The organism is Dactylosporangium fulvum (genome assembly GCF_025137375.1).
In the GTDB taxonomy this organism is placed as follows: Bacteria; Actinomycetota; Actinomycetes; order Mycobacteriales; family Micromonosporaceae; genus Dactylosporangium; species Dactylosporangium fulvum.
On record NZ_CP073720.1, the window covers coordinates 7,668,860 to 7,688,391 of the forward strand.

Annotated in this window: 21 protein-coding genes; 11 read left to right on the plus strand and 10 right to left on the minus strand. The window is 67.3% G+C overall.

Translation table 11 applies throughout. From position 1 onward, the window contains the following. Position 1: 1 nt before the first annotated feature. Positions 2–586 (minus strand): TerD family protein, encoded by a 585-nt coding sequence (locus Dfulv_RS35075; protein WP_259858116.1) that lies wholly within the window; start codon positions 584–586, stop codon positions 2–4. 184 nt (positions 587–770) lie between these two features. Here Dfulv_RS35075 and Dfulv_RS35080 point away from each other — a divergent pair, with 184 nt between their 5' ends. The 5 genes from Dfulv_RS35080 (at position 771) to Dfulv_RS35100 (ending at position 4,473) form a co-directional block, all read left to right on the plus strand. Further along, positions 771–1,349 carry a TerD family protein gene (locus Dfulv_RS35080; protein WP_259858117.1) on the plus strand — a complete coding sequence of 193 codons (579 nt, stop codon included), beginning with the start codon at positions 771–773 and terminating at the stop codon, positions 1,347–1,349. A gap of 17 nt (positions 1,350–1,366) precedes the next feature. Then, a complete protein-coding gene (locus Dfulv_RS35085; RefSeq protein ID WP_259858118.1) occupies positions 1,367–2,548 on the plus strand; it encodes a toxic anion resistance protein in 1,182 nt (393 codons plus the stop codon). Between the two features lie 85 nt (positions 2,549–2,633). Then, the gene (locus Dfulv_RS35090; RefSeq protein WP_259858119.1) at positions 2,634–3,035 is read left to right on the plus strand and encodes a hypothetical protein; all 402 of its coding nucleotides are present in this window, start codon (positions 2,634–2,636) and stop codon (positions 3,033–3,035) included. Positions 3,036–3,040: 5 nt separating this feature from the next. Continuing rightward, entirely contained in the window at positions 3,041–3,595 is a 555-nt protein-coding gene (locus tag Dfulv_RS35095) for a TerD family protein (RefSeq protein WP_259858120.1), read from the plus strand. Then, complete coding sequence (locus tag Dfulv_RS35100; RefSeq protein WP_259858121.1) at positions 3,592–4,473, plus strand: hypothetical protein; 882 nt, start codon at positions 3,592–3,594, stop codon at positions 4,471–4,473. Before Dfulv_RS35095 ends, Dfulv_RS35100 begins: the two co-directional genes overlap by 4 nt. A gap of 582 nt (positions 4,474–5,055) precedes the next feature. Here the strand turns inward: Dfulv_RS35100 and Dfulv_RS35105 are convergent. After that, positions 5,056–5,787, minus strand: a complete 732-nt coding sequence (locus Dfulv_RS35105; RefSeq protein WP_259858122.1) for an SMI1/KNR4 family protein — start codon at positions 5,785–5,787, stop codon at positions 5,056–5,058. A gap of 310 nt (positions 5,788–6,097) precedes the next feature. Next, positions 6,098–6,748 carry a TetR/AcrR family transcriptional regulator gene (locus Dfulv_RS35110; RefSeq protein WP_259858123.1) on the minus strand — a complete coding sequence of 217 codons (651 nt, stop codon included), beginning with the start codon at positions 6,746–6,748 and terminating at the stop codon, positions 6,098–6,100. A 68-nt stretch (positions 6,749–6,816) separates the two neighbouring features. On the opposite strand from Dfulv_RS35110, the gene Dfulv_RS35115 reads away from it, so the two are divergent. Together Dfulv_RS35115 and Dfulv_RS35120 are read left to right on the plus strand one after the other, a co-directional pair. Continuing rightward, complete coding sequence (locus Dfulv_RS35115; RefSeq protein ID WP_259858124.1) at positions 6,817–7,173, plus strand: DUF1453 domain-containing protein; 357 nt, start codon at positions 6,817–6,819, stop codon at positions 7,171–7,173. 119 nt (positions 7,174–7,292) lie between these two features. After that, positions 7,293–7,640 (plus strand): hypothetical protein, encoded by a 348-nt coding sequence (locus tag Dfulv_RS35120; protein WP_259858125.1) that lies wholly within the window; start codon positions 7,293–7,295, stop codon positions 7,638–7,640. A 673-nt stretch (positions 7,641–8,313) separates the two neighbouring features. Here Dfulv_RS35120 and Dfulv_RS35125 read toward each other — a convergent pair. Then, complete coding sequence (locus Dfulv_RS35125; RefSeq protein WP_259858126.1) at positions 8,314–9,759, minus strand: ricin-type beta-trefoil lectin domain protein; 1,446 nt, start codon at positions 9,757–9,759, stop codon at positions 8,314–8,316. 634 nt (positions 9,760–10,393) lie between these two features. Between Dfulv_RS35125 and Dfulv_RS35130 the strand changes: the two genes are divergently transcribed. The 3 genes from Dfulv_RS35130 to Dfulv_RS35140 all read left to right on the plus strand — a co-directional run bounded on the left by Dfulv_RS35130 (position 10,394) and on the right by Dfulv_RS35140 (position 12,112). Beyond that, the gene (locus Dfulv_RS35130) at positions 10,394–10,666 is read left to right on the plus strand and encodes a hypothetical protein (RefSeq protein ID WP_259858127.1); all 273 of its coding nucleotides are present in this window, start codon (positions 10,394–10,396) and stop codon (positions 10,664–10,666) included. A gap of 351 nt (positions 10,667–11,017) precedes the next feature. Then, the gene (locus tag Dfulv_RS35135; RefSeq protein ID WP_259868582.1) at positions 11,018–11,290 is read left to right on the plus strand and encodes an AAA family ATPase; all 273 of its coding nucleotides are present in this window, start codon (positions 11,018–11,020) and stop codon (positions 11,288–11,290) included. Positions 11,291–11,677: 387 nt separating this feature from the next. Continuing rightward, positions 11,678–12,112, plus strand: coding sequence for a DinB family protein (locus Dfulv_RS35140; protein ID WP_259858128.1), 435 nt, complete (start codon positions 11,678–11,680; stop codon positions 12,110–12,112). A gap of 41 nt (positions 12,113–12,153) precedes the next feature. Here the strand turns inward: Dfulv_RS35140 and Dfulv_RS35145 are convergent, their stop codons facing one another. The 5 genes from Dfulv_RS35145 to Dfulv_RS35165 all read right to left on the minus strand — a co-directional run bounded on the left by Dfulv_RS35145 (position 12,154) and on the right by Dfulv_RS35165 (position 17,276). Beyond that, on the minus strand, positions 12,154–12,276 hold the full coding sequence (locus Dfulv_RS35145) for a 2Fe-2S iron-sulfur cluster-binding family protein (RefSeq protein ID WP_259858129.1): 123 nt from the start codon (positions 12,274–12,276) through the stop codon (positions 12,154–12,156). A 79-nt stretch (positions 12,277–12,355) separates the two neighbouring features. Then, positions 12,356–13,183: a cupin domain-containing protein gene (locus tag Dfulv_RS35150; RefSeq protein WP_259858130.1), complete on the minus strand. Its 828-nt coding sequence runs from the start codon at positions 13,181–13,183 to the stop codon at positions 12,356–12,358. A 77-nt stretch (positions 13,184–13,260) separates the two neighbouring features. Beyond that, entirely contained in the window at positions 13,261–13,443 is a 183-nt protein-coding gene (locus Dfulv_RS35155) for a cysteine hydrolase (RefSeq protein ID WP_259858131.1), read from the minus strand. A 44-nt stretch (positions 13,444–13,487) separates the two neighbouring features. Beyond that, the gene (locus Dfulv_RS35160; RefSeq protein WP_259858132.1) at positions 13,488–16,976 is read right to left on the minus strand and encodes an indolepyruvate ferredoxin oxidoreductase family protein; all 3,489 of its coding nucleotides are present in this window, start codon (positions 16,974–16,976) and stop codon (positions 13,488–13,490) included. A gap of 54 nt (positions 16,977–17,030) precedes the next feature. Then, positions 17,031–17,276 carry a hypothetical protein gene (locus Dfulv_RS35165; protein WP_259858133.1) on the minus strand — a complete coding sequence of 82 codons (246 nt, stop codon included), beginning with the start codon at positions 17,274–17,276 and terminating at the stop codon, positions 17,031–17,033. 220 nt (positions 17,277–17,496) lie between these two features. Here Dfulv_RS35165 and Dfulv_RS35170 point away from each other — a divergent pair, with 220 nt between their 5' ends. Next, on the plus strand, positions 17,497–18,654 hold the full coding sequence (locus Dfulv_RS35170; RefSeq protein ID WP_259858134.1) for an LLM class flavin-dependent oxidoreductase: 1,158 nt from the start codon (positions 17,497–17,499) through the stop codon (positions 18,652–18,654). Positions 18,655–18,732: 78 nt separating this feature from the next. Here Dfulv_RS35170 and Dfulv_RS35175 read toward each other — a convergent pair whose 3' ends face one another. Next, the gene (locus tag Dfulv_RS35175) at positions 18,733–19,530 is read right to left on the minus strand and encodes an SDR family NAD(P)-dependent oxidoreductase (protein ID WP_259858135.1); all 798 of its coding nucleotides are present in this window, start codon (positions 19,528–19,530) and stop codon (positions 18,733–18,735) included. Positions 19,531–19,532 lie beyond the last annotated feature (2 nt).

A 19,532-nucleotide genomic window follows, 5' to 3' on the forward strand; every position in this document is an offset into this window, starting at 1 on the left:
CTCAGGCGACGTTGACGCCGTAGTCGGTGGCGATGCCGCGCAGCCCGGACGCGTAGCCCTGGCCAACCGCTCGGAACTTCCACTCGCCGCTGTTCCGGTAGAGCTCGCCGAAGATCATCGCGGTCTCGGTGGACGCGTCCTCGCTCAGGTCGTAACGGGCGAGCTCGGCACCGCCGGCCTGGTTGACCACCCGGATGAACGCGTTGCGCACCTGGCCGAACGACTGCCCACGCTGCTCCGCGTCGTAGATCGAGACAGAGAAGACAATCTTGTCCACCTCGGCCGGAAGGCCCGAAAGCTGGACATTGATCTGCTCGTCGTCGCCGTCGCCCTCGCCGGTCACGTTGTCGCCGGTGTGCTCGACCGCGCCGTCCGGGCTCTTGAGGTTGCCGAAGAACACGAAGTGCTTGTCGGAAAGCACCCGGCCGTCGGCGCCGGCGACGATGGCCGACGCGTCGAGGTCGAACTCGACGCCGGTCGTGGTCCGGGCGTCCCAGCCCAGACCCACCGTGACGGCCGTGAGCCCGGCCGGACCGGCCTGCTTGGTGAGCGAGACGTTGCCACCCTTGCTCAGACTTACGCCCATTACCAGATCTCCACTCTTATCCATGACTCTGTTCGTGCTTGTCTGCCGTTGGGCCACGACAGTAACGGCTGTCATGCCGCAAGACGGGAATTTCAGCCGTTTGGGTATGCACTCTGACCAAATGGTTCGTTAGGCTGCGAACCGTACGCGGGGCTTCCGGAGATCACAGTACGAGGGGGATGCAATGTCGGTCAGCCTGACCAAGGGCGGGAATGTGTCGCTCACCAAGCAGGCACCCAACCTGCGGTCGGTGGTGGTCGGCCTTGGCTGGGACGAACGGGCGACCACAGGCGCCGACTTCGACCTCGACGCGAGTGCACTTATGCTCGGCAGCACCGGCAAGATCCTATCAGACCAGCACTTTGTCTTCTTCAACAACCTCAAGAGCCCGGACGGCACGGTCGAGCACACCGGCGACAACCTGACCGGCGGTGGCGACGGCGACGACGAGCAGATTCTGGTCAGCCTCGCCACGGTCCCGGAAGAGTGTGCGAAGATCGTCTTCGCGGTCTCGATCTACGACGCGGACCAGCGTGGGCAGTCGTTCGGCCAGGTGCGCAACGCGTTCATCCGGGTGGTCAACCAGGACGGCGGCGCCGAACTCACTCGTTACGACCTGACCGAGGACGCGTCCACCGAGACCGCGATGATCTTCGGCGAGCTCTACCGGCACAACAGCGAGTGGAAATTCCGAGCGGTTGGCCAGGGCTACGCGTCCGGACTGCACGGCATCGCCACCGACTTCGGTGTGCGGGTCGGCTGAAAGGAGCTGACCCAGGAATGTCCGAGCTGGATCTGGGCGGCGGCGCCCTCGTGCTGGCCCCGCCCGCGCCGGTTGTGGTCGTCGAGCCACAGCAGGCCGCGGGCGCGGTACCCGTGCCGACACAGAAGCAACAGGAACTGCGGGCCAAGGCGGCCACCTTCGTCAACGAACTCGCGGCGCTCGACACCAGGTCGCCGGAGTTCACCAAGAAGGTCGAGTCGATCACCACGATGGGCGATCGGGACATGCGCACCGCCGCCCAGATGTCCAACCGGATGCTCGAACGACCCGCTGCCGCGATGGGCCGGGGCGCCAAACGCGACGACGCACAGACCCGCGTCTCGAACACGCTGATCGATCTGCGCCACACGATCACCGAGCTCGACCCGAGCCGGTCGGACCTGACCGGCGTGAAGAAGCTGCTGAAGTGGCTGCCCGGCGGCGACAAGATCGACCGCTACTTCGCTAAGTACCAGTCCGCGCAGTCCCACCTCAACGCCATCATCAAGGCCTTGGACGCCGGGCAGAACGACCTGCGCAAGGACAATGCGGCGATCGAGAACGAGAAGGCCAACATGTGGGCCACGATGGGGCGGCTCGGTGAGTACAACGAGCTCGCCGCCGCCCTGGACCAGGCCGTGGAGGAGAAGGTCGCGGCACTGGAGGCAGCGGGCAACGACGAGGACGCCGCCACGCTGCGCGCCGACGTGCTGTTCCCCATCCGGCAGCGCCGGCAGGACATCATGACCCAGATGGCGGTCAACGTGCAGGGCTACATGGCCCTCGACCTCATCCGCAGGAACAACCTGGAGCTGATCCGGGGCGTCGACCGGGCGCAGACCACCACGATCGCGGCGCTGCGGATCGCGGTCATGGTCTCGCAGGCGCTCGCCCGTCAGAAAATCGTTCTCGATCAGATCACCGCACTCAGCACCACGACGTCGAACCTCATCGAGGCAACCGCGCAGCAGTTGCGGATGCAGGGCGCGGCCATCAACGAGCAGGCAGCGACGTCCACGATCGACCTCGCCCGGCTGCAGGCCGCCTTCGACAACGTCTTCGCTACGATGGACGCGGTCGACACGTTCCGGGCCCAGGCGGTGGAGTCCATGGCGCAGACTGTCCAGGCGATCGAGGGGCAAATCGAGCGGGCGAAGCCCTACCTTGAACGCGTCCGGCGGAACGAGCAAAGCGGCTGACTGCTCCGTGCGATGGTTCAGGCGTGAGTCCGATGCCGGGTCTCCGGCGCGCATTCCGGACGGCCCCGACCCCGAGGACGATCCGGTGGCGATGCTGCGCCGGCTGACGGATGCCGAGCGCTTCATCAACCGCAACGCGGGCCGGCTGCCCGGTCGTGCGGTCACTCGCGCCCGCTGGCTCACCGATACGCTGCGGGAAATCGTCGGCACCGCACAGATCCGGCCACTGGACGTGCAGGCCGTCGTGCTCGTCCGCGGCACCCTGGAGGATTATCTGCCCACGACGTTGCACACCTATCTGGCGCTGGACGACGCCGCGCGGCAACGCCCGCAGCCGACCGAGGCCCTGCTGGAGCAACTCGAGATCCTCCAGCAGTCGGTGTCGGACGTGCTGGTCGCCGTGCGCAGCCAGGATGCCGATGCGCTGCTGATCCAGGGGAACTTCCTGCGAACCAAGTTCTCCGGCTCCGACCTGGACCTGCCATGACGCCGATGAGGCGGGGCGCCAACGTCGGGCTGACCCGGGAGATTCCCGGGCTGCGCGGCGTGGTGATCGGCGTGCGGTTCGTCGCCGGCGCCGAGCGCACGCTCGCCGACAACCTCGTCGTGGCGGCCATCCTGTGCGACGCCACGACGAAGGCATTGTCCGACCGGCATTTCGTCTTCTTCAACCAGCTCACCTCGTCGGACCTGTCGGTGCGGCAGTTGGAGCAGGTCCTCGGCGCCGACAGCGAGCAGATCGAAGTCGACCTGGATCGGGTGCCGCCCGAGGTGTCCCGGATCGTCGTGGTCCTCTACATCAACGAAGGCGCCGTCCAACGCCGGTCGCTGGGTCAGTTGCGCTCCTGCTCGGTCCGCGTGCTCAATCTCGACGACAACGTCGAACTGGTCCGGTCGGAGGATCTCGCGGCCGGGCTGACCCAGGAGACCGGCCTGGCGCTCGGCGAGTTGTACCGGCACAACCGCGAATGGAAGTTCAAGGTGCTCGGCGACGCGTACGCCGGCGGCATCGCCCAGATCGCCGCGGACTACGGCGTTCCGCTGTGAGCGGGCCCGCAGACCGTCCACTCAGGACCGATCTGCCGTGGCTGCGGCACCGTCGCCGCCCGGCGGCCGAGGTGACGGCGGACGAGGCGACCGCGGTGTCCGCGGTCCGCGACTTCTTCGCCGGTCGTCGGCCACCGCGCCCGCCCACCGCCCCGGACCCGCCACCACCCGTGCCGAGCCGGTCACCGTCCACGTCACTGGACCTGTCCGCACCCGAGCCGAGCCGGTCACCGTCCACGTCACTGGACCTGTCCGCACCCGAGCCGGAGCCGGTCTTCCCCTCGGAGCCGCATCCGGTTCCGGCGCGGCGGCCTACTGCCGCGTTCACCCCGCGCCGGACCGACCCGTCGGCGCCGACCATGCTGACCCCGCAGCAGCCGACCGTCATGCTGACCCGACTGCAGTCCGGGATCGGCGCACTCACCTTCGAGGCGGCTTGGCCCGCAGCGAACCGGTTCTTCCTGGGCTGCGCTTATCAGTTGCGCTCCGGCTACTCCGCGGTGCTGGGCCGGACCGGCCCGGCCGCCACCACCGGTGGCCCGCTGGTCGTCGCCGACCGCAACGGCCACCAACTGGTGACGCTGGACCTGCTCGCCGCCCGGCACCTCGAACGCCTGCTGCTGTTCGGCACACTCGACGCCGAACCGCCGCAGTGGGGCGGCACGCTGGTCGTCACCACCGCCGCGCAGGCCCGTATCAAGGCGCCGCTGCCGCCGCCGCGGCCGCACGTCATGGTGCTGCTGTCGCTGTACAACATCGATGGAGAGTTCGTGCTGCGTGCTGAGATGGACAACGTCCCCGGTCCGCTGCGCAACGCCTGCCTGGCGTTCGGCTACGACCGGATCGCCTGGCGAGACGCGAACACTCCGGTGTCCTGAGCACTGCCGGCAGCGGTCGAAGAACATACGATGGGCCGCGGGGATTGAACGTCGGCCATACGGCGACGAAGACCTCGCCCTGACCGCGGCGCTGGGGGCGGATCCCGGCGCCATGAGCCCGTCGGCCGGATGGCCGCCATCGCCCGCGGCGACTGGTACTTCACCATCCACGTCGACGGCGCCCCGCGCCTGTGGGGTTCCAAAACCTCGTCACCGTCGTTGACCTGGACAGATTGCAGCACTGACCCTCATCATCGCGCATCATCTCGGCGGAGCCGCCCGTTAAGCATCGGTGTTGGAGCTGCTCCTCGGCGCATGCTCCTGACCGCACGCACACCGCCAGAGCATCGAACAGGGCATTGGTTTCGTTGGCGAGATCGAGAGCTGGTTTGTTTGTCAGATTCGGCTCTGAGTCGCTGGCCTCATGTCTGTGTCTGTGAGTTCGAGAGCTACGCGTTGTGCCGGCGACTGGACGACCGTGTGGAGGTCGCGGGACTGTTGGCGCGGCAGGTTGGCATCGGATCGTCTTGGGCTCTGTCCGCGCAGGCTGCGGTCGGGTATGTGGCGCAGCGCTGGCCACGCCTAGCTTTCGTGCATCATCCACTCGCCGGGCAGCGCGTGCCGCACTGCGGCACGCGCCTCCGGAGTGGCCGCGCGCACCCACAACCAGAGGCCAGCGTCGTCGCGGAGGATTGCCTCTGGCGCGCTGAACCAGCGCGTCGGTCTGCCGTCGGGCTCCGCCCAAAGTGGGTAGTCCGGCATCGGCAGTCTTCGGAACGTCTTATCCAAGGATCGCAGCGCTTCGTCGTCGAGCTCGCGGTTGTCAGCGATATCGCCGGACAGCATCCATTCCGACAGCACCATCTCGACGCCCGCCAGCGAGACACGGTCCAAGAACGGCCGCCACACCCATTCCGCCGACGGGGCCGACTGCAGCTGGAACACGACGGGCGGATCGGGCTCGGTCAGCCTTGAGATCGGAATTCCCCACTGCGCCACGGCTTGGTTCTCCACGCGGAACACGAGAACTTGTCCTGTGTCGTCGATGTGCAGCTGTTCTGGAGTAAGCATGCGGTCTTGGTTGCGGGTGAGGTCATCGCGTCGGCCGATCAACGCGTACACATCGCGCAGCGAAGCCGGTAGCGAGAAACCAAGCCGGGCTTGCGCCTCGCGCAGCTCGTCGTCGCCGCAGCCGTCACCGGCGATAATCGGACGCGCATAGTGGTTGGCGAAGCGGCGGATGAACCGCCATGCTCCGTCGGTGTCGCGCACACCGGCGGCGACTTCCTCATACAGGTCGAAGCCGCCGTTCATGAGGCCTACGATAGTCCACCGCAAGCTTGGCGCCGTCGGAGGCGATGCCGGTGAAGGCTTGGGCGGTGGAGTCGTTGCCGTACGGGGAGATCAGCGTGACGCTGCCGTCGGACTTCTTGATCCGGCTGACGGTGCGTCCGCCGAAGCTGCTACGACGTCGAGTTCCCGGAACTGGTCCGGGCGCACGCGCTGGCCGGGACGCAGCTGCTGGTCGTACCGACCGCGCTGATGGAACCGTGGCAGATCGTTGCCCGCACACTCGTGCCGGCCCGCGCCTTCGAGAGCCAACTGTACGTCGCCTACCGGACCTTTACGACGCGTCCGGCCCCGGCGTGGCGGGGGGCGCGGCGACCAGCGAGTCCAGGTGACGGCGGACCACCGCCTGCTGCAGCTCCGGCGGGAACCGATGGGGGAACAGGGTGGCCTGCATGCCGAGGCCGTCCAGCAGCGACCGCAACCGGACGCTTTCCAGCTCCACATCCAGATCAGCAGGCAGGCCGCCGGCCTGCTGAGCGCCTTGCAGGGTCCGCAGCACCAGCCCGTGCAGGGCCTGCTGGATCTCGTCGGCGTGGCGGAGCAGCGGCGGATGGGTCCGGGCCGCCACCACGAACTCGAGCCAGAGCACCAGCTCGTCGCGGCGCACCGCGTCCAGCGGCAGGAACTCGGCGAGCAGGTCCTCAGTGCGCCGGCGCCGATCACCGCGGCCGCTGCCGGTCTCCCCCAGCAGCCAGTCGGCGTGCGTCCAGACCCGCTCACCGACTCGCCGGCCGAGCTCCTGCAATGCGAAGATCATCAGCTCGTCGTGGTCGGTGAAGTAATGCCGGATCGATCCGATCGCCAGGCCGGCCTCCTCGGCGACATTGCGCAGCGAGGCCGCCTCCAGGCCCTCACGGGCGACCACGACGTGGACGGCGTCGGCCACCGCACGCCGGCGTTCCAACGGATCAACGATCTTCGGCATGCTGCTTTTATAGCACAACCATGCCATGATAAATTAGCACGGCAATGCCAAATACGGGAGGTGCGGCAGTGAACGGCTGGGTCCTGGCGGCGATTATCGTCGTGGTCCTGATCGCCATCGTGATCAAGCGGCTGATCGGCGGTGCGGTCCTCGGTCTCGTCGTCGGTTACCTGCGCGGCACCTTCGTCGTGGTGTACGAGAAGCGCGGCCTCCTCTGGCAGCGCTACCGCGGCCGGACGTTCGTGGCGATCATCGGCTCACTGGTCGTGATGTTCGCCTACGCCCTGCTGGCCGACAAGCTCGGCATGCGCGCCGAGGCACGCCCCATCCAGCTCTCCATCGGTATCAGCTTCATCGGTGAGGCCCTGGCCGTGACGCGGCGGGGCCTGGCACTGAACGTTCCGTTCGCCCCGGAGCGCCGGTGACCGCAAGGAGACCGGCACCGGGTTCACCAAACCGGTCGACCCGACCGACGCCTCGGCAACTGCGCGCCCAACTACCCCTGACCGTGCTGCCAGCAACCAGAAAGTAGGCCCCGCAACACATGCGCCCCACCCTGTTCACCGTCGACCAACCCGGCCCCGGACAGCTCAGCACCATGGCCAAACCCCGAGGCGGCGACTGGCTCACCGACGAAATGACCGCGCTGCGCACCGCTGGCGTCAACATCCTCGTCTGCGCCCTGACGACGCCCGAACTCCACGAGGTCGAACGGGCCCGCGGGCTCACCGTCCCAGACACCGCACCGCAACGTGAGTGGCCCACTGAACTGCTCAAACGAGCACACCAACTTGACAAAATTCGATTCCACAGAATGATGCGGTTGACGGCGCCTTCGACCTTGCCCGAGCTGCAGACCAGCGCAAGTCCATTGTGGACGGCTTCGTCGTAGCGACGGAGATTCCTGGCGAAGGACGCCAACGGTGCCAGAGTGTCTCGTTCAACCGCGGTGATCCAGTCTTCGAGCCGGTCGCCGTGCCGGCCGGCCATCATGACGGCGAAAGCCGCACATGACTCGCGAGTCGGTTCAGCGCACTGTCGCGGCTGCGAATCCGTTGCAGCGCAGTCTTTTTGGCGCCCTTACTGGAGCTTCATCCGCCGGGATCTGCGGCGCCGGTACACCCAACTGGGCGCGATGCTCGTTGACTGTCTTCTCGACCGCCTGGCCAAGGTTCTGCCACGGATGGAACCGGTCAGCGACACGAACGCGGGCGCAGCGATGTTGCGCAGATCGGGCGGTTCTCGGCGATGAGCACGTCGCGGACCGCGAGCAGCCGCGACACCCTGATGTCGCGGTCGGCGGGGTGACGGCACAGGGCGCGGTGGTACCGCCGCAGGCCGATCCCCGCCGTGATGCTGGTCCGGGCCTGACGGCTGGACGCCTCGCCCGCAGCGCCGTCGGCTGGCCGGGCTGTGCGACGACCCCGTCGAGGACGACGAGGTCCGGCACGGCATTGCCAGAACTGTCCGCGCCGGCGCGGAGGTTGGGTGCGCCGGCGCGGGCGAGCTCGAGGCGGGCACGGACGTTGCCGTGAGTGTCCTGGGTGGGCAGGTCGAGGCGCTGCTTAGCCGGTGAACTGCCGGAAGATGTTGCTGAAGCCGTAGTTCGGTTGGGTGATGCCGCTGCAGGTACCGCTCAGGGTGCCGGTGGCGCATCCGAAGTCGCGGTTGATCGCCCAGAAGCTCAGTCGGGCCATGTGTTGCTGCTGAGCGAAGGCGAGCAGCAGCTGCGCGTCAGCGAGGGTAAATTTCTCGGTCGGATTGTCGTTCTGACCGATCATCGGGGTTGCCGCGATCATGGCCCACAGCTGCGCGTCGCTGCGCCCGGGCAGCAGCACCTTCAGCTGGCCCTGAACCTTCTTCAGGGCGTCGATACTGGCCTGACCCATCCGGCTGCCGGACACGCCGTCGTAGTAGTCCATGGTCATCAGGTTGACCACCTCGAATGCGAGGCCGCGGGCGACCGCCGACTGCAGGACGTAGAGGTTCTCGCCGCTGAGGCCGCCGGCCGGGGTGACCCCGAGCGTGAACGAGAGGTGGAACGTCTTGCCGGCGGCGCGCAGGTTGTCCTGCATGATCTTCAGTGCGTCGTTGCGCTTGTCGACCACCGCGCGGTCGAGGTTGTTGTGCACGGTGCCGTGCTCGGCGTCGATGTCCAGGTAGGTCGTCCCGTACGCGGTCAGCACGCTCTGATATGCGGCGGCGACAGCTGCCGGTGTCGAGCAGTGGTTGACCAGGTCATCCGCGTCCCAGCCGCCGGAGGAGACGATGATGTCGCCCCCCATCGCGCGCAGCCGGGCCACGTTGCCCCGCAACCGATTGTCGTCGGTCGACCAGATCGGCTGGCAGTTGCCGGTGCCGTTGACGAATCCGAGCGTGTAGAACTTCTGCCCGCTGTCGGTGGCGAACTTCGCCACGTCGTCACCGATGAACGTGGCGATGTAGGGCGCGAAGGGGAACGCCTTGGTGGTCGTCGGCGGGGTGCTGGTGGGCGGGTTGGTGGGGCCGCCGCCGGGCAGCGTCCACTTCTGGTTGGCGCCGCCGCCGCAGGTCCAGATCTGCAGCCGGGTGCCGTCGGCCGAGCTGACCCCGGTCGCGTCGAGACACTTGCCGGAGCCGGTGTTGACGAGCTGGCCGTTGCTGGCCGTCCACTTCTGCGCGCCGGTGCCGTTGCAGTCGTAGAGCTGCACCTTGGCGCCGTCGGCGGTGCTGGCCGCCGTCACGTCGAGGCACTTGCCGAGCGCCTGGATGCTGTTGTCGGCGTTGCCGACCGTCCATGACTGGGCGCTGGTGCCGTTGCAGGTCCACAGCTGTACCGCGGTGCCGTTGGCCGAGCTGGCGCCGGCGACGTCGACGCACTTGCCGCCAATTCCGGTGATCGGCCCGGTGGAGGCGGCCGAGGCGGCCGTCACGCCGGCGACGGTCACGCCGACGACGGTGGCGACCGTCGCGGCGATGGCGAGCCCTACGCGGCGGCGCGGCCGGCGTCGGGCGGTGGTTGAGGATGTCACGTGCGGGTCCCTTTCTGGGCGGCGCCCGCACCGGACCGTGTGATGGGGGTGGTCCCGTGTCGGGCGGGAGCAGTCCCCGGCCGACCGTCCCGGTGACGGCAGAGGTCAGATCTGTCAAGACTGTTAACAGATCCACCGGAGGCTATGCCGACACCCAAAGCAAGTCAATATACGACTCAAATTAAGGTGCTGAGCTGCCGTTTTAAGATTTTGCGTGATCCGTAGTGTGATCGAGGCGCTGCGTGCCTGACCCAGGGAGCCTCACGATCACCCACATATCAAACCCGACTGAGCGCCGACGCGATCGGTCGGCCGTAACGGTGGGTAGCGATCGGTTCGCGACCGTGAGCGAATGCCGTCGCAGTGCCGCTACAGCAGATCGAATAGCGTTTCGAGCCGAGCGGCGAGGATCGCGTCGACGTCGCCCTCCACGAACACCCAACCCTCGATCAACCGCACGGCCATGTATGCGCCGCCGCGACCGCCGCATCCTGCGTGAGCGCGGCAACAACACGCTCACGTAGCAGTCACTGGAGAACCCGTTGCCGGGAAACCGGCACGGCGGGTTCGGGCCGAGGGCCGCCGGAAAGGACCGGATCACCGGCACCTCGCCAGCGGCCTACCGGTGCCGCACATGGTCAAGGTCCGGTGGTTGCACGAGCTCGCGCGCAAGGTGGTCGAGGCGCTCCTCCTCGCCACTCACGGCAGCCCTAACGCCGACGTGACCACCCCGACCGTCCGGGGCCACCTCGTCGTCACTCGCCGCGACACCGGTCAGACGCTGCTACGGACGCCCGCGTGGACGGATGGCACCCTGGCGAATCAGGTCCGGTATCAGTTGGACGTGCTGACCGTCCGCGAGTTCCTGCAACGGTGGAAGATCGACCCGAACGGTGCACCTGCCTGAAGCGCTGCCGGTCGTCGGTTGTGCGGAAGACTGCGGGTTTGGACCGATCCGATCCTGCTCGACGCGCCTCGGTCAGGTGCGCTCTCATCGGCTCCTTGTTTACTGGATCTACGACCGTAGTCGTTGCCGGCGCAACGAGAGCCATGCCCGCGAACCCCGGGGAGCGTCCCGATCGCCAGCGCACTGAGCCGGGTCCGGAAGTACCAACCTGCAACCGCTCCAGCAGGGCGAATCCCAGGTCAGGCCGAGCATCTTCCCAGCTAAACCTGGGTGCAGTCACGATCAAGTTGTGCAGGTTTGTCTCTAGCCGGGGCACATCACAGAACTGCAAAAGCTCAGCGGTTGTTCCTGATGGTCGGCCTGCCGGCGGCTGGCAAGACCATCCGGGCGAGGGAACTGGCTGCCGAGCACCACGCGCTGCGGCTAAGCCCAGACGCGTGGATGATCCCGTTGTTCGGTGGGCCGGAGACGGACGGCAAGCGGGACGTGCTGGAGGGGCGGCTTATCGGCGTTGCTCTGGATGCGCTACGCACCGAGAACCGGCAACTCCGCGACGCGCTCGCACACGCCCACGGTCAACTCCGAGTAGCCCGAACCGATCTTGGTGTCGAGGAGGCCTCCTGAGCTTCGGGAGACCTTCGGCCCGTAACACGCAGGAACAGATCGACACAAGTCACGTGACACGCGCATAGCTTGGACGTTATCCTTGTCATCGCTCCGGCTCGTCCTCGGCTCTGGACACGGCATTCCCCGAGGACTCTCTGACAAGGGCCGAAAAAGCGTTTGCAGCGGGATGCTGCAGCGCCTACATCCCCGGCGGGCCTGCGGCCCCGATGTCATCGGTGCTCTCCTCGGCGATCGAGATGAGCCCTGTCCGATCGAGCCCCATGCTGCTCGGACACACGCCTATGGCCTGGTTCCGTCAATGTCCCACCGACCCAGAAAGCTGAACGACCAATGCCCATGCTGCCCCGAATGACCACTGGACCCGAACGTCTCATGTTGGAGCACATGCTCGACCGCAACCGGCAAGCGCTCATCGACACCGCGCGAGGACTATCCGAAACCGACGCGCGGCGACGCCTGGTCGCCTCACTCACCACACCGATCGGGCTGATCAAACACGCCGCCGCCGCCGAGCGCATCTGGTTCCAACGCACCCTGCTCAGCCTGGACGAATCCGCATGCGACGGCCACGCCACCGGTGGCGACGGCAGTTTCGTTGTCGCCGACGGCGAAACGCTGGCCGACGTGATCGCCGAATTCGAGCGCGCCAGCGGGCGTTCCCGCGTGATCGCCGCCGACTTCGAACTCGACGACACCAAGGCGCACCCCCGCGCTGGCGATGTCAGCCTGCGGTTTATCTACCTGCTCCTGATCGAGGATTTCGCCCGTCACGCCGGCCATGGCGACATTCTCCGAGAACAAATCACCGCCGCACGATAGGCCTCGTTGTCGCCGTGGACACATGTCCACAACACAAAGGCCTAGCACTCGCCGAGGATCCCGTCGACCCCATGGGACTGTGCCGCCAGCATCAGCGATTTGCCGACAGCGAAGTCATAGGTCGCCGACGCTCCGTCGGCCTGGACGAAGGTCACCTTGGGCATGTTCCTCTCCCACTTCGTGTGGGTATCCGCTTGTGCCGCGATCACAATCCGCGTGTTCGGGTCGCTCGCGCTACGGCCGCTACGCCGAGATCGGCATCCGCAGGATGGTCGCGGTGCCCGCCTCGACACCGACCAGTTGGTGGGTCTCGGTGGCATCGGAGAAGATCAGCGTGCGGGCGCCAACGGTACGACCCTCGATCTCCACCGAGCCCGAGGCGACCCAGACGATGAACGTCCGCTCCGGGGTCAGATCGATCGTGCCGCCGGCCTCCCACTGGTGTGAGGTGACCCCGATGTCGCCCTCGGTGAAGTGGCCCAGGTCCTTGATCTCGGCGTTCTCGCCGGCCGACTGCCACTGATAGGCATCGGGGTGCATGATGATCGGCGTCGCGTACTTCGGCGTCGGGATCACCATCGGCCGCTCGTAGATCGCTTCGAAGACGGCGTTGGCGCCGTCCTTGCGCACCTCGTTGCCATTCTCGTCGGTCGTCACGTAGAAGCCGTCCTTGAAGGTGCCCTTCTCGGACAGCGCCCTGTATGCGGCGTCGTTCTGCTCGCGGGTGATCCAGGTCTTGCTCCACTGGATCAGGAAGATCTCCGCCTCCTCGAACCGCTCGGGTCCGTAGTAGGCACCGGCGGGAAAGAATGCCACGTCGCCCGGCTCAGCGATCTGCTGGTGGCCGTAGTCGGTGGTGCCCTCGATGGTGAGCCGGATCTGGTCGAAGTCGTGCCGGTGCCGCGGAGCGGTGAACACTTCATCACCACGGTGGTAGTGGACGAGGTCGCAGGTGTAGCCGACGCCCTTCGCGAGCTCGCTCTCGCGGATGAACTTGCGCGTGATCTTGCCGGTGCGGGTGTTGGCTTTCACCGGCTCCCAGGGGATGGTTTCGGTCTCCAGGATGAACATGAGGTGCCCTTCCTCGTCGTAAGCGTCGTTCGAGGTGATGTACTGCGGATCCGAGCCGTCGAGCAGCGCCGGTCTGATCAGAGCCGGGCGAGCACGTCGTCGACGGTGCCCACCTCGCCGAGGTTGGGGAAGATCCGGGTAAGGCTGTTCTCGTGGGCAGCCGCGTCGAGGTCGCCGATCGCGTCGGACACCACGACGACGTGGTAGTTGCGCTCGTAGGCGGCCCGGGCCGTCGACTCGACCGCGAAGCTGGTCGTCACGCCGTCACTTCCGACTCCCCTGTTCCCTCGTCATGTCCATCCCTTCATTTCCCGCCCGCGCCGCTGAGCGCCGACGCGTCGAGCTCGCGCAGGTAGCCCTCGACGGCCTGCCCAGCGCGCTGCGCCGACGCGTCCTTGACCGAGTCGTAGCCGCGGATCAACTCGGGGGCGGCCGCGATGTCGACCACGGTCTCGTAGCGGGCGTCGTTGAGATCCCGAAGCAGGCCGGTCAGCAGCCGCTCGTACTCGTCGATCCGTCGGCGCTCGGCGCGGCGGTGCTCGGTCAGGCCGAAAACGTCGAACTTGGTGCCGCGCAGTCGGCGCATCGCGGCCATCACCTTGAACGGCTGCTGCAACGCCCAGAACGGGATCTCCCACTTGCGCGCACGTCCACTCAGGGGGTCGCGCGGGTTGAAGATCTGGGGGGCGAGGTTCAGCTTGATCTTGAAGTCACCCTCGAACTCCTCGCGAAGACCGCGCTTGAAGTCCGGGTCGGTGTACATCCGAGCAACCTCGTACTCGTCCTTGTAGGCCATGAGCTTGTAGAAGTACGTCGCGACCGCCCTGGACAGGTCACCGTCGGCACGTCCGAGCCGGTCGTCGGCGGCGCGCGCTTGCTCCACGAGGGCGAGGTAACGCTGGGCGTAGGCCTCGTTCTGGTAGCGCACCAGCCTCTCCCGACGGTCGGCGACGAGCTGCGCCACCGACTGCGCGAGCCCTTCCTCGGCGGACGGCTCGACTTGGGCGAGCAGGTGGGTCACCGACTCCTCCCCCACCGCGAGCAGCCGGCCGAGACGCAGGGCCTGCAGGTTCTTCTCGACGCTCGCGCCGTTGAGCTCGATCGCCGACGCGATGGAGGTGACGCTCAGCGGCAGGAGCCCCCGCTGGGCGGCGAAACCGATCAGGAGCACGTTGGCGTAGATCTCGTCGCCGAACGCCATGACCGCGATACGGTTGGCGTCAACCAGATCCAGCCGTCCGTCGGTGGCCGCCTTCAGAGTGTCGACCATGCGGTTGCCCGCGAGGTCGAGGTCGGGGTTGTCGGCGAAGGCGACGGTCGGCTTGACGTCCCGGTTCACCACGGCGCTCGTGGTCTGCTGACTGTAGAGCGCGAGCGTGGCAGGCGCCGAGGCGACGACGATGTCACCGCCGATGACCAGATCGGCGTCCCCGGCAGCGATGCGCGGGGACAGTTGCGCCGTCGGCAGCGCGCTGATCCGGACGTGGCTCTGGACGTTGCCATTCTTTTGCGCCATGCCGGTCTCGTTCAGCACCGAGACGCACCGGCCCTCGATGGAGGCCGCGCGCCCGAGGATCGCGCCGATGGTCAGCACACCGCTGCCACCGATGCCGCCGACGACGATGTTGTAGGTGTCCTTCCCGGCCGAGACGACCGGGTCCGGTAGGTCGACCCCGGCGAGCGAGGACAGGCCTGCGACGCTGCGCTTGCGTGGGGTGGCGCCGTAGAGCGTCACGAAGCTGGGGCAGTAGCCGTCGACGCAGCTGAAGTCCTTGTTGCACGACGACTGGTCGATGCGACGCTTGCGTCCGAGTGACGTCTCGACCGGCTCCACCGAGATGCAGTTCGAGACCGTGTTGCAGTCACCGCAGCCCTCGCAGACCTCGGTGTTGATATAGGTGCGCTTGTCGGGGTCGACGGCCTTGCCGCGCTTGCGCATGCGGCGCAGCTCGGCCGCGCACTCCTGGTCGTAGATCAGCACGCTGACGCCTCGCACCTTGGCCAGCTCAGCCTCGACCTGCAAGAACTTGCGACGGTGCACGACCTTCACGCCGCGCGGCAGCGAGCCGAGGCGGCGGACCCGAGCGGGGTTCTCGGTGACCACCACGACTTTCGAGGCGCCCTCGGCGAGCGCCTGCCGGCAGATCTGCGGCGTGTCCTGCTGACCGGGGATCTCCTGGCCGCCGGTCATCGAGATGAAGCCGTTGACCAGGATCTTGTAGGTGATGTCCACGCCTGCCGCGACGGCGCCGCGCAGCGCGAGGGACGCCGAGTGGGCAAATGTTCCGTCCCCTACGTTCTGGAACATGTGGTCGCGGTCGGCGAACTTCGACATCCCGATCCACATGGCGCCCTCGCCGCCCATGTGGTGCAGGATCTCGGTCTGACGACCGGTCATCTGCCGCATGGTGGCCATGGCATGACAGCCGGTGCCGCCGAGGTTCATCTCGCCTGCGGGCACGCGCGTCGAGGTGTTGTGCGGGCATCCCGAGCAGAATCCCGCGGCCCGGACGAGCCCGTTGCTCACCGGGGTGATGCTCAGCGTCGTACGAACCTCGGTCGGCGCCGCCCGCACTCCCGGCAGCTCGACCTTCGCGCGGCGCAGCCGCGTCCGCAGCACGGTAGCGACGATCTCCGCGTCGAGCCCGCCGGTCTCGGGCACCAGGCGCAGGCCGCGCTCGTCCGTCTTGCCGACGATGAGCGGCCGCTGGCCGGACGGGAGTCGGTTCGAGATCCGGTTCAGCTGGTCCTCGATGAGCGGGTGCTTGGCCTCGATCACGATGACCTCGTCGCGGCCGCGCATGAACTCCAGCGCACCCTGGTCCTCCAGCGGCCAGAGCATGCCGACCTTGTAGACGGCGATTCCCGCCTGCGCGGCCTGCTCCTCGGACAGACCCAGCCGGGCGAGCGCGTCGATCACGTCGAGGTAGGCCTTGCCGCCGACGACGATGCCGATCTTGCGATGGGGCGAGTCGGCACCGACAGCGACGCGATCAAGCTGATTGAGTCGAGCGAACCGCTGCGCCGCCGGCACCCGGAGGTGCCGGATGTCATGCTCGATCTCCAGCAGGCTCTTGCCCAGCTGGATCGGCGGCGCCCCCCGGTCGCCCGGGTCGATGAAGGTCGGCAGCGCGCCGAGGTCGACGGTCGCGGCCGCATCGGCCAGGTCGTTGAGGCAGATCATGCCTACCCAGAGCTTGCTGTAGCGTGAGAGCGCCCAGCCGGCAAGCCCGTACTGCAGGAACTCCTGCAGGGTGGCGGGACTGAGGATGGGCATGCCCATGTGGAGGAACAGCGTCTCGCTCTGCTGGGCGGTCACCGTGCTTCGGGCGTCGTGGTCGTCGCCCGCCAGCGCGAGTACGCCGCCGTACTGGGCAGTGCCGAAGTAGCTAGCGGTGCGCATCGGGTCGGTGGAGCGCTCGACGCCGGGCCCCTTGCCGTACCACATGCCGAAGACCCCGTCGTACGGCGTGGTGACGCCACCGACGTCGAGGTTCTGCGTTCCCCACAGGGCGGTCGCGGCCAGGTCCTCGTTCACCGCGGCGTCGAACTCGACGCCGAGGGCGCTGAGGCGCCGCTGCTCCCGGCGCAGCATCGAGTCCAGCCCGCTGAGGGGCGAGCCGGGATAGCCGCTGACGTACCCCTTGGTGTTGTGCCCGGCGATGAGATCCAGCTTGCGCTGGATGGCCGGGAGCCGCAGCAGGATGTCGGAGCCGGTCAGATAGGCCAGGCCCGCGGTGCAGTCGAGCTCATCGAGCGCTGCATCGTGCTGCCGGCCTTTGGATGTTGCCATGTGCGATTTCGGCCTCTCGCTACGTCGGGGGTGCGCGAACGGCGGGTCCGCTCTCTACGCGACGAGGCTGCGAGCCACGTTCCCGAGCTCAGTGAACGGGTGCCCCTCGGGCGGGAGCGGAGGATTGCTGCGGAACATCCGGTTGTGGCAGATGGCGACGGCCAGGCCGACGTCCGGATCCGCCCGGGCGATCGACCCGCCGGAGCCGTTGCCGCACAGGATGTGGGGGTTGGTCCTGACGAGGTCCAGCAGCCCACGCTCGACCTGCACGTGGATTCGGTCTTCAACGGTTCCGCTCACGTGCCCGACCCCTCCCATCGGCATTGATCGATTAATGGCCCTCCCGGTCACGGGTGCGGACCAGATTCATACGCCTCAGCCGACAGTCGACCTGTCGTTCCGATTCAACTCACAGGCAAACGGTATACGGGATACTTTCCGGTGACAAGGGTCTCACGACGTCAACTCAGAGCACTGCGGCAGTTACATTCAGGGAAATCTGCGGACATCGCTAGCCACGATGGACAGCCACAACTCGCCGCGAGGTGCTGGATCCAGCGCGTCCGGCGCAGCTTCGCCCACCTACCTGTTGTATGTAGATCACAAGGGGGCTGCCGTGACAGCTTCGCACGTTGCTGACGGCCCGTTCGGCATCGGGGTCCAGCTCAACTCGACCGGTGTCGGCGAACTACGCCGACAAGGCGCCGCCGCGGAAGAGGCGGGCTTCACCTTCGTCTCCGTCGGCGACAACCCCGAGCACATGCGCGACACCTTCGTCTCGCTGGCGGAGCTCGCCCACGCCACCGCTCACTGCTCGATCGGCACCACCATCACCACACCCCATCATCGCGATCCGCTCGTCGTGGCCAGCGCGTTCTCCTCGGTGGCCGAGCTTGCCCCAGGACGGGTCTTCGTCGGCATCGGGACGGGGCGTGCCCGACGCCCCGCGCGCATCAACGAGTTGCGCGAGCACCTGCAGGCTCTGCGTGCGCTGTGGTCACGCGAGGAGGTTCTCCACCGGGGCGAGCCGTTGCGACTGTCCTGGGAAGCAGCGCCGGTCCCGATCGTCGTCTGCGGGTCCGGGCCACGAGCGTTGGAGACGGCCGGGGAGTACGCAGACGGCGTCATCATTGAGACAGGACTCAGCGAGAAGCTCGTCGCTCGGGCGCGCGAGTGGGTCGCGGCTGGCGCGCGAAGGTCGGGACGCCGTCTCGAGGACCTGCAACTGTGGTGGTACGCACGCACCAGCATCGGCACCACTGCGGCGGAGGCCCACGCCGAGAGCGACGTCTCGATGGCCGCCGCCGGCGCGAACCTGGCACGACACGACCCGGGCCTGACCGACGTGCCCGAGCGCTACCGCGCCGGTCTGCGAGAGCTGGGCGAGCGCTACGACATGTCAGCGCATCTCCGCACGGACGCCGACAACCCGAACCGCGGCCTGGTCAGCGACGAGCTGCGCGAGTATCTGGCCGACCGCATCGGTGTCGTCGGCGCACCCTCTGACTGGCTCGACAGGATCGCTCAGCTGCGCAATAGGGGGGTCGACAACATCCTGTGCATCGGCGCGAGCGGCGATAAGGACAAGCTCATCCGGCTCGTTGGGGAACACGTGATACCGCACCTCGGTGGTCCTCGCGGTCCCGTCGGCTTCGCCGCGGATCACGCAGCGCGCTAAACCCAAGTACGCCCGACCAGCACGAGCGCGTGCCGCCCGGACTGCCGATGAGTCCGGGCGGCCCGCAGGATCTGGCGCTCAGCGGCCGCCGTTGACGTCGATGGTCTGTCCGGTGATGTAGGACGCCTCGTCCGACGCCAGGAACGTCACGACGTCGGAGATCTCCTTCACCTCGCCGTACCGTCGCAGGGGGGTCATCTTCTTGGCGCTGTACTCGTCCTGCTCGTGGGCGCTGAAGTACTCGCGCCCACGCTCGGTCAAGATCGGCCCCGGGGCGACGGCGTTCACGTTGATGCCGTACTCCGATAGCTCGAGCGCCACATCACGGGTGAAGCCATGGATACCCGCCTTCGACGTCGAGTAGGCGGATGCGCCGAGGTAATACGACTGCCACGGCGATCCGTGCCGCGCACCCGAAGAGATGCTGATGATCCGCCCGGAGCGCTGAGCGATCATGTGGGGCGTCGCGGCCCGTGTGCAGCAGAACATGCTGCGGAGGTTGAGCCGGATCACGAAGTCCCAGTCCTCGTCGGAGAATTCCCAGATCTTTCCGACCCTCGCCCCGCCGACGTTGTTGACCAGGATGTCGATGCGCCCCAGATCCTGCACCGCGACATCGACGAGCGCGTTCGCGACCTCCGCCTCCGTCGAGTCGCCGACGACCGTGCGAGCCTGCCGGCCGAGCGCGGAGACAGCTCGAGCGGTCTCCTGCAGGCCCTGGGAATCGATGTCGCCAAGCACGACATCGGCGCCCTCCTCGGCAAGACTGATCGCGATGGCTCGACCGATACCCTGTGCGGCGCCGGTCACCACGCCGATGCGGTTGGCGAGTCTGCCCATTTCAACTCCTTCTTCGACAACGTCGGTTTGTTCCAAGC

Excerpts from the sequence above, each read along its gene's own strand:
- Dfulv_RS35075 (WP_259858116.1), bottom strand. The coding sequence starts at position 586 with ATGGGCGTAAGTCTGAGCAAGGGTGGCAACGTCTCGCTCACCAAGCAG.
- Dfulv_RS35080 (WP_259858117.1), top strand. The coding sequence starts at position 771 with ATGTCGGTCAGCCTGACCAAGGGCGGGAATGTGTCGCTCACCAAGCAG.
- Dfulv_RS35085 (WP_259858118.1), top strand. The coding sequence starts at position 1,367 with ATGTCCGAGCTGGATCTGGGCGGCGGCGCCCTCGTGCTGGCCCCGCCC.
- Dfulv_RS35095 (WP_259858120.1), top strand. The coding sequence starts at position 3,041 with ATGAGGCGGGGCGCCAACGTCGGGCTGACCCGGGAGATTCCCGGGCTG.
- Dfulv_RS35105 (WP_259858122.1), bottom strand. The coding sequence starts at position 5,787 with ATGAACGGCGGCTTCGACCTGTATGAGGAAGTCGCCGCCGGTGTGCGC.
- Dfulv_RS35110 (WP_259858123.1), bottom strand. The coding sequence starts at position 6,748 with ATGCCGAAGATCGTTGATCCGTTGGAACGCCGGCGTGCGGTGGCCGAC.
- Dfulv_RS35120 (WP_259858125.1), top strand. The coding sequence starts at position 7,293 with ATGCGCCCCACCCTGTTCACCGTCGACCAACCCGGCCCCGGACAGCTC.
- Dfulv_RS35130 (WP_259858127.1), top strand. The coding sequence starts at position 10,394 with ATGGTCAAGGTCCGGTGGTTGCACGAGCTCGCGCGCAAGGTGGTCGAG.
- Dfulv_RS35135 (WP_259868582.1), top strand. The coding sequence starts at position 11,018 with ATGGTCGGCCTGCCGGCGGCTGGCAAGACCATCCGGGCGAGGGAACTG.
- Dfulv_RS35140 (WP_259858128.1), top strand. The coding sequence starts at position 11,678 with ATGCTCGACCGCAACCGGCAAGCGCTCATCGACACCGCGCGAGGACTA.
- Dfulv_RS35145 (WP_259858129.1), bottom strand. The coding sequence starts at position 12,276 with ATGCCCAAGGTGACCTTCGTCCAGGCCGACGGAGCGTCGGCGACCTAT.
- Dfulv_RS35150 (WP_259858130.1), bottom strand. The coding sequence starts at position 13,183 with ATGTTCATCCTGGAGACCGAAACCATCCCCTGGGAGCCGGTGAAAGCC.
- Dfulv_RS35160 (WP_259858132.1), bottom strand. The coding sequence starts at position 16,976 with ATGGCAACATCCAAAGGCCGGCAGCACGATGCAGCGCTCGATGAGCTC.
- Dfulv_RS35170 (WP_259858134.1), top strand. The coding sequence starts at position 17,497 with ATGGACAGCCACAACTCGCCGCGAGGTGCTGGATCCAGCGCGTCCGGC.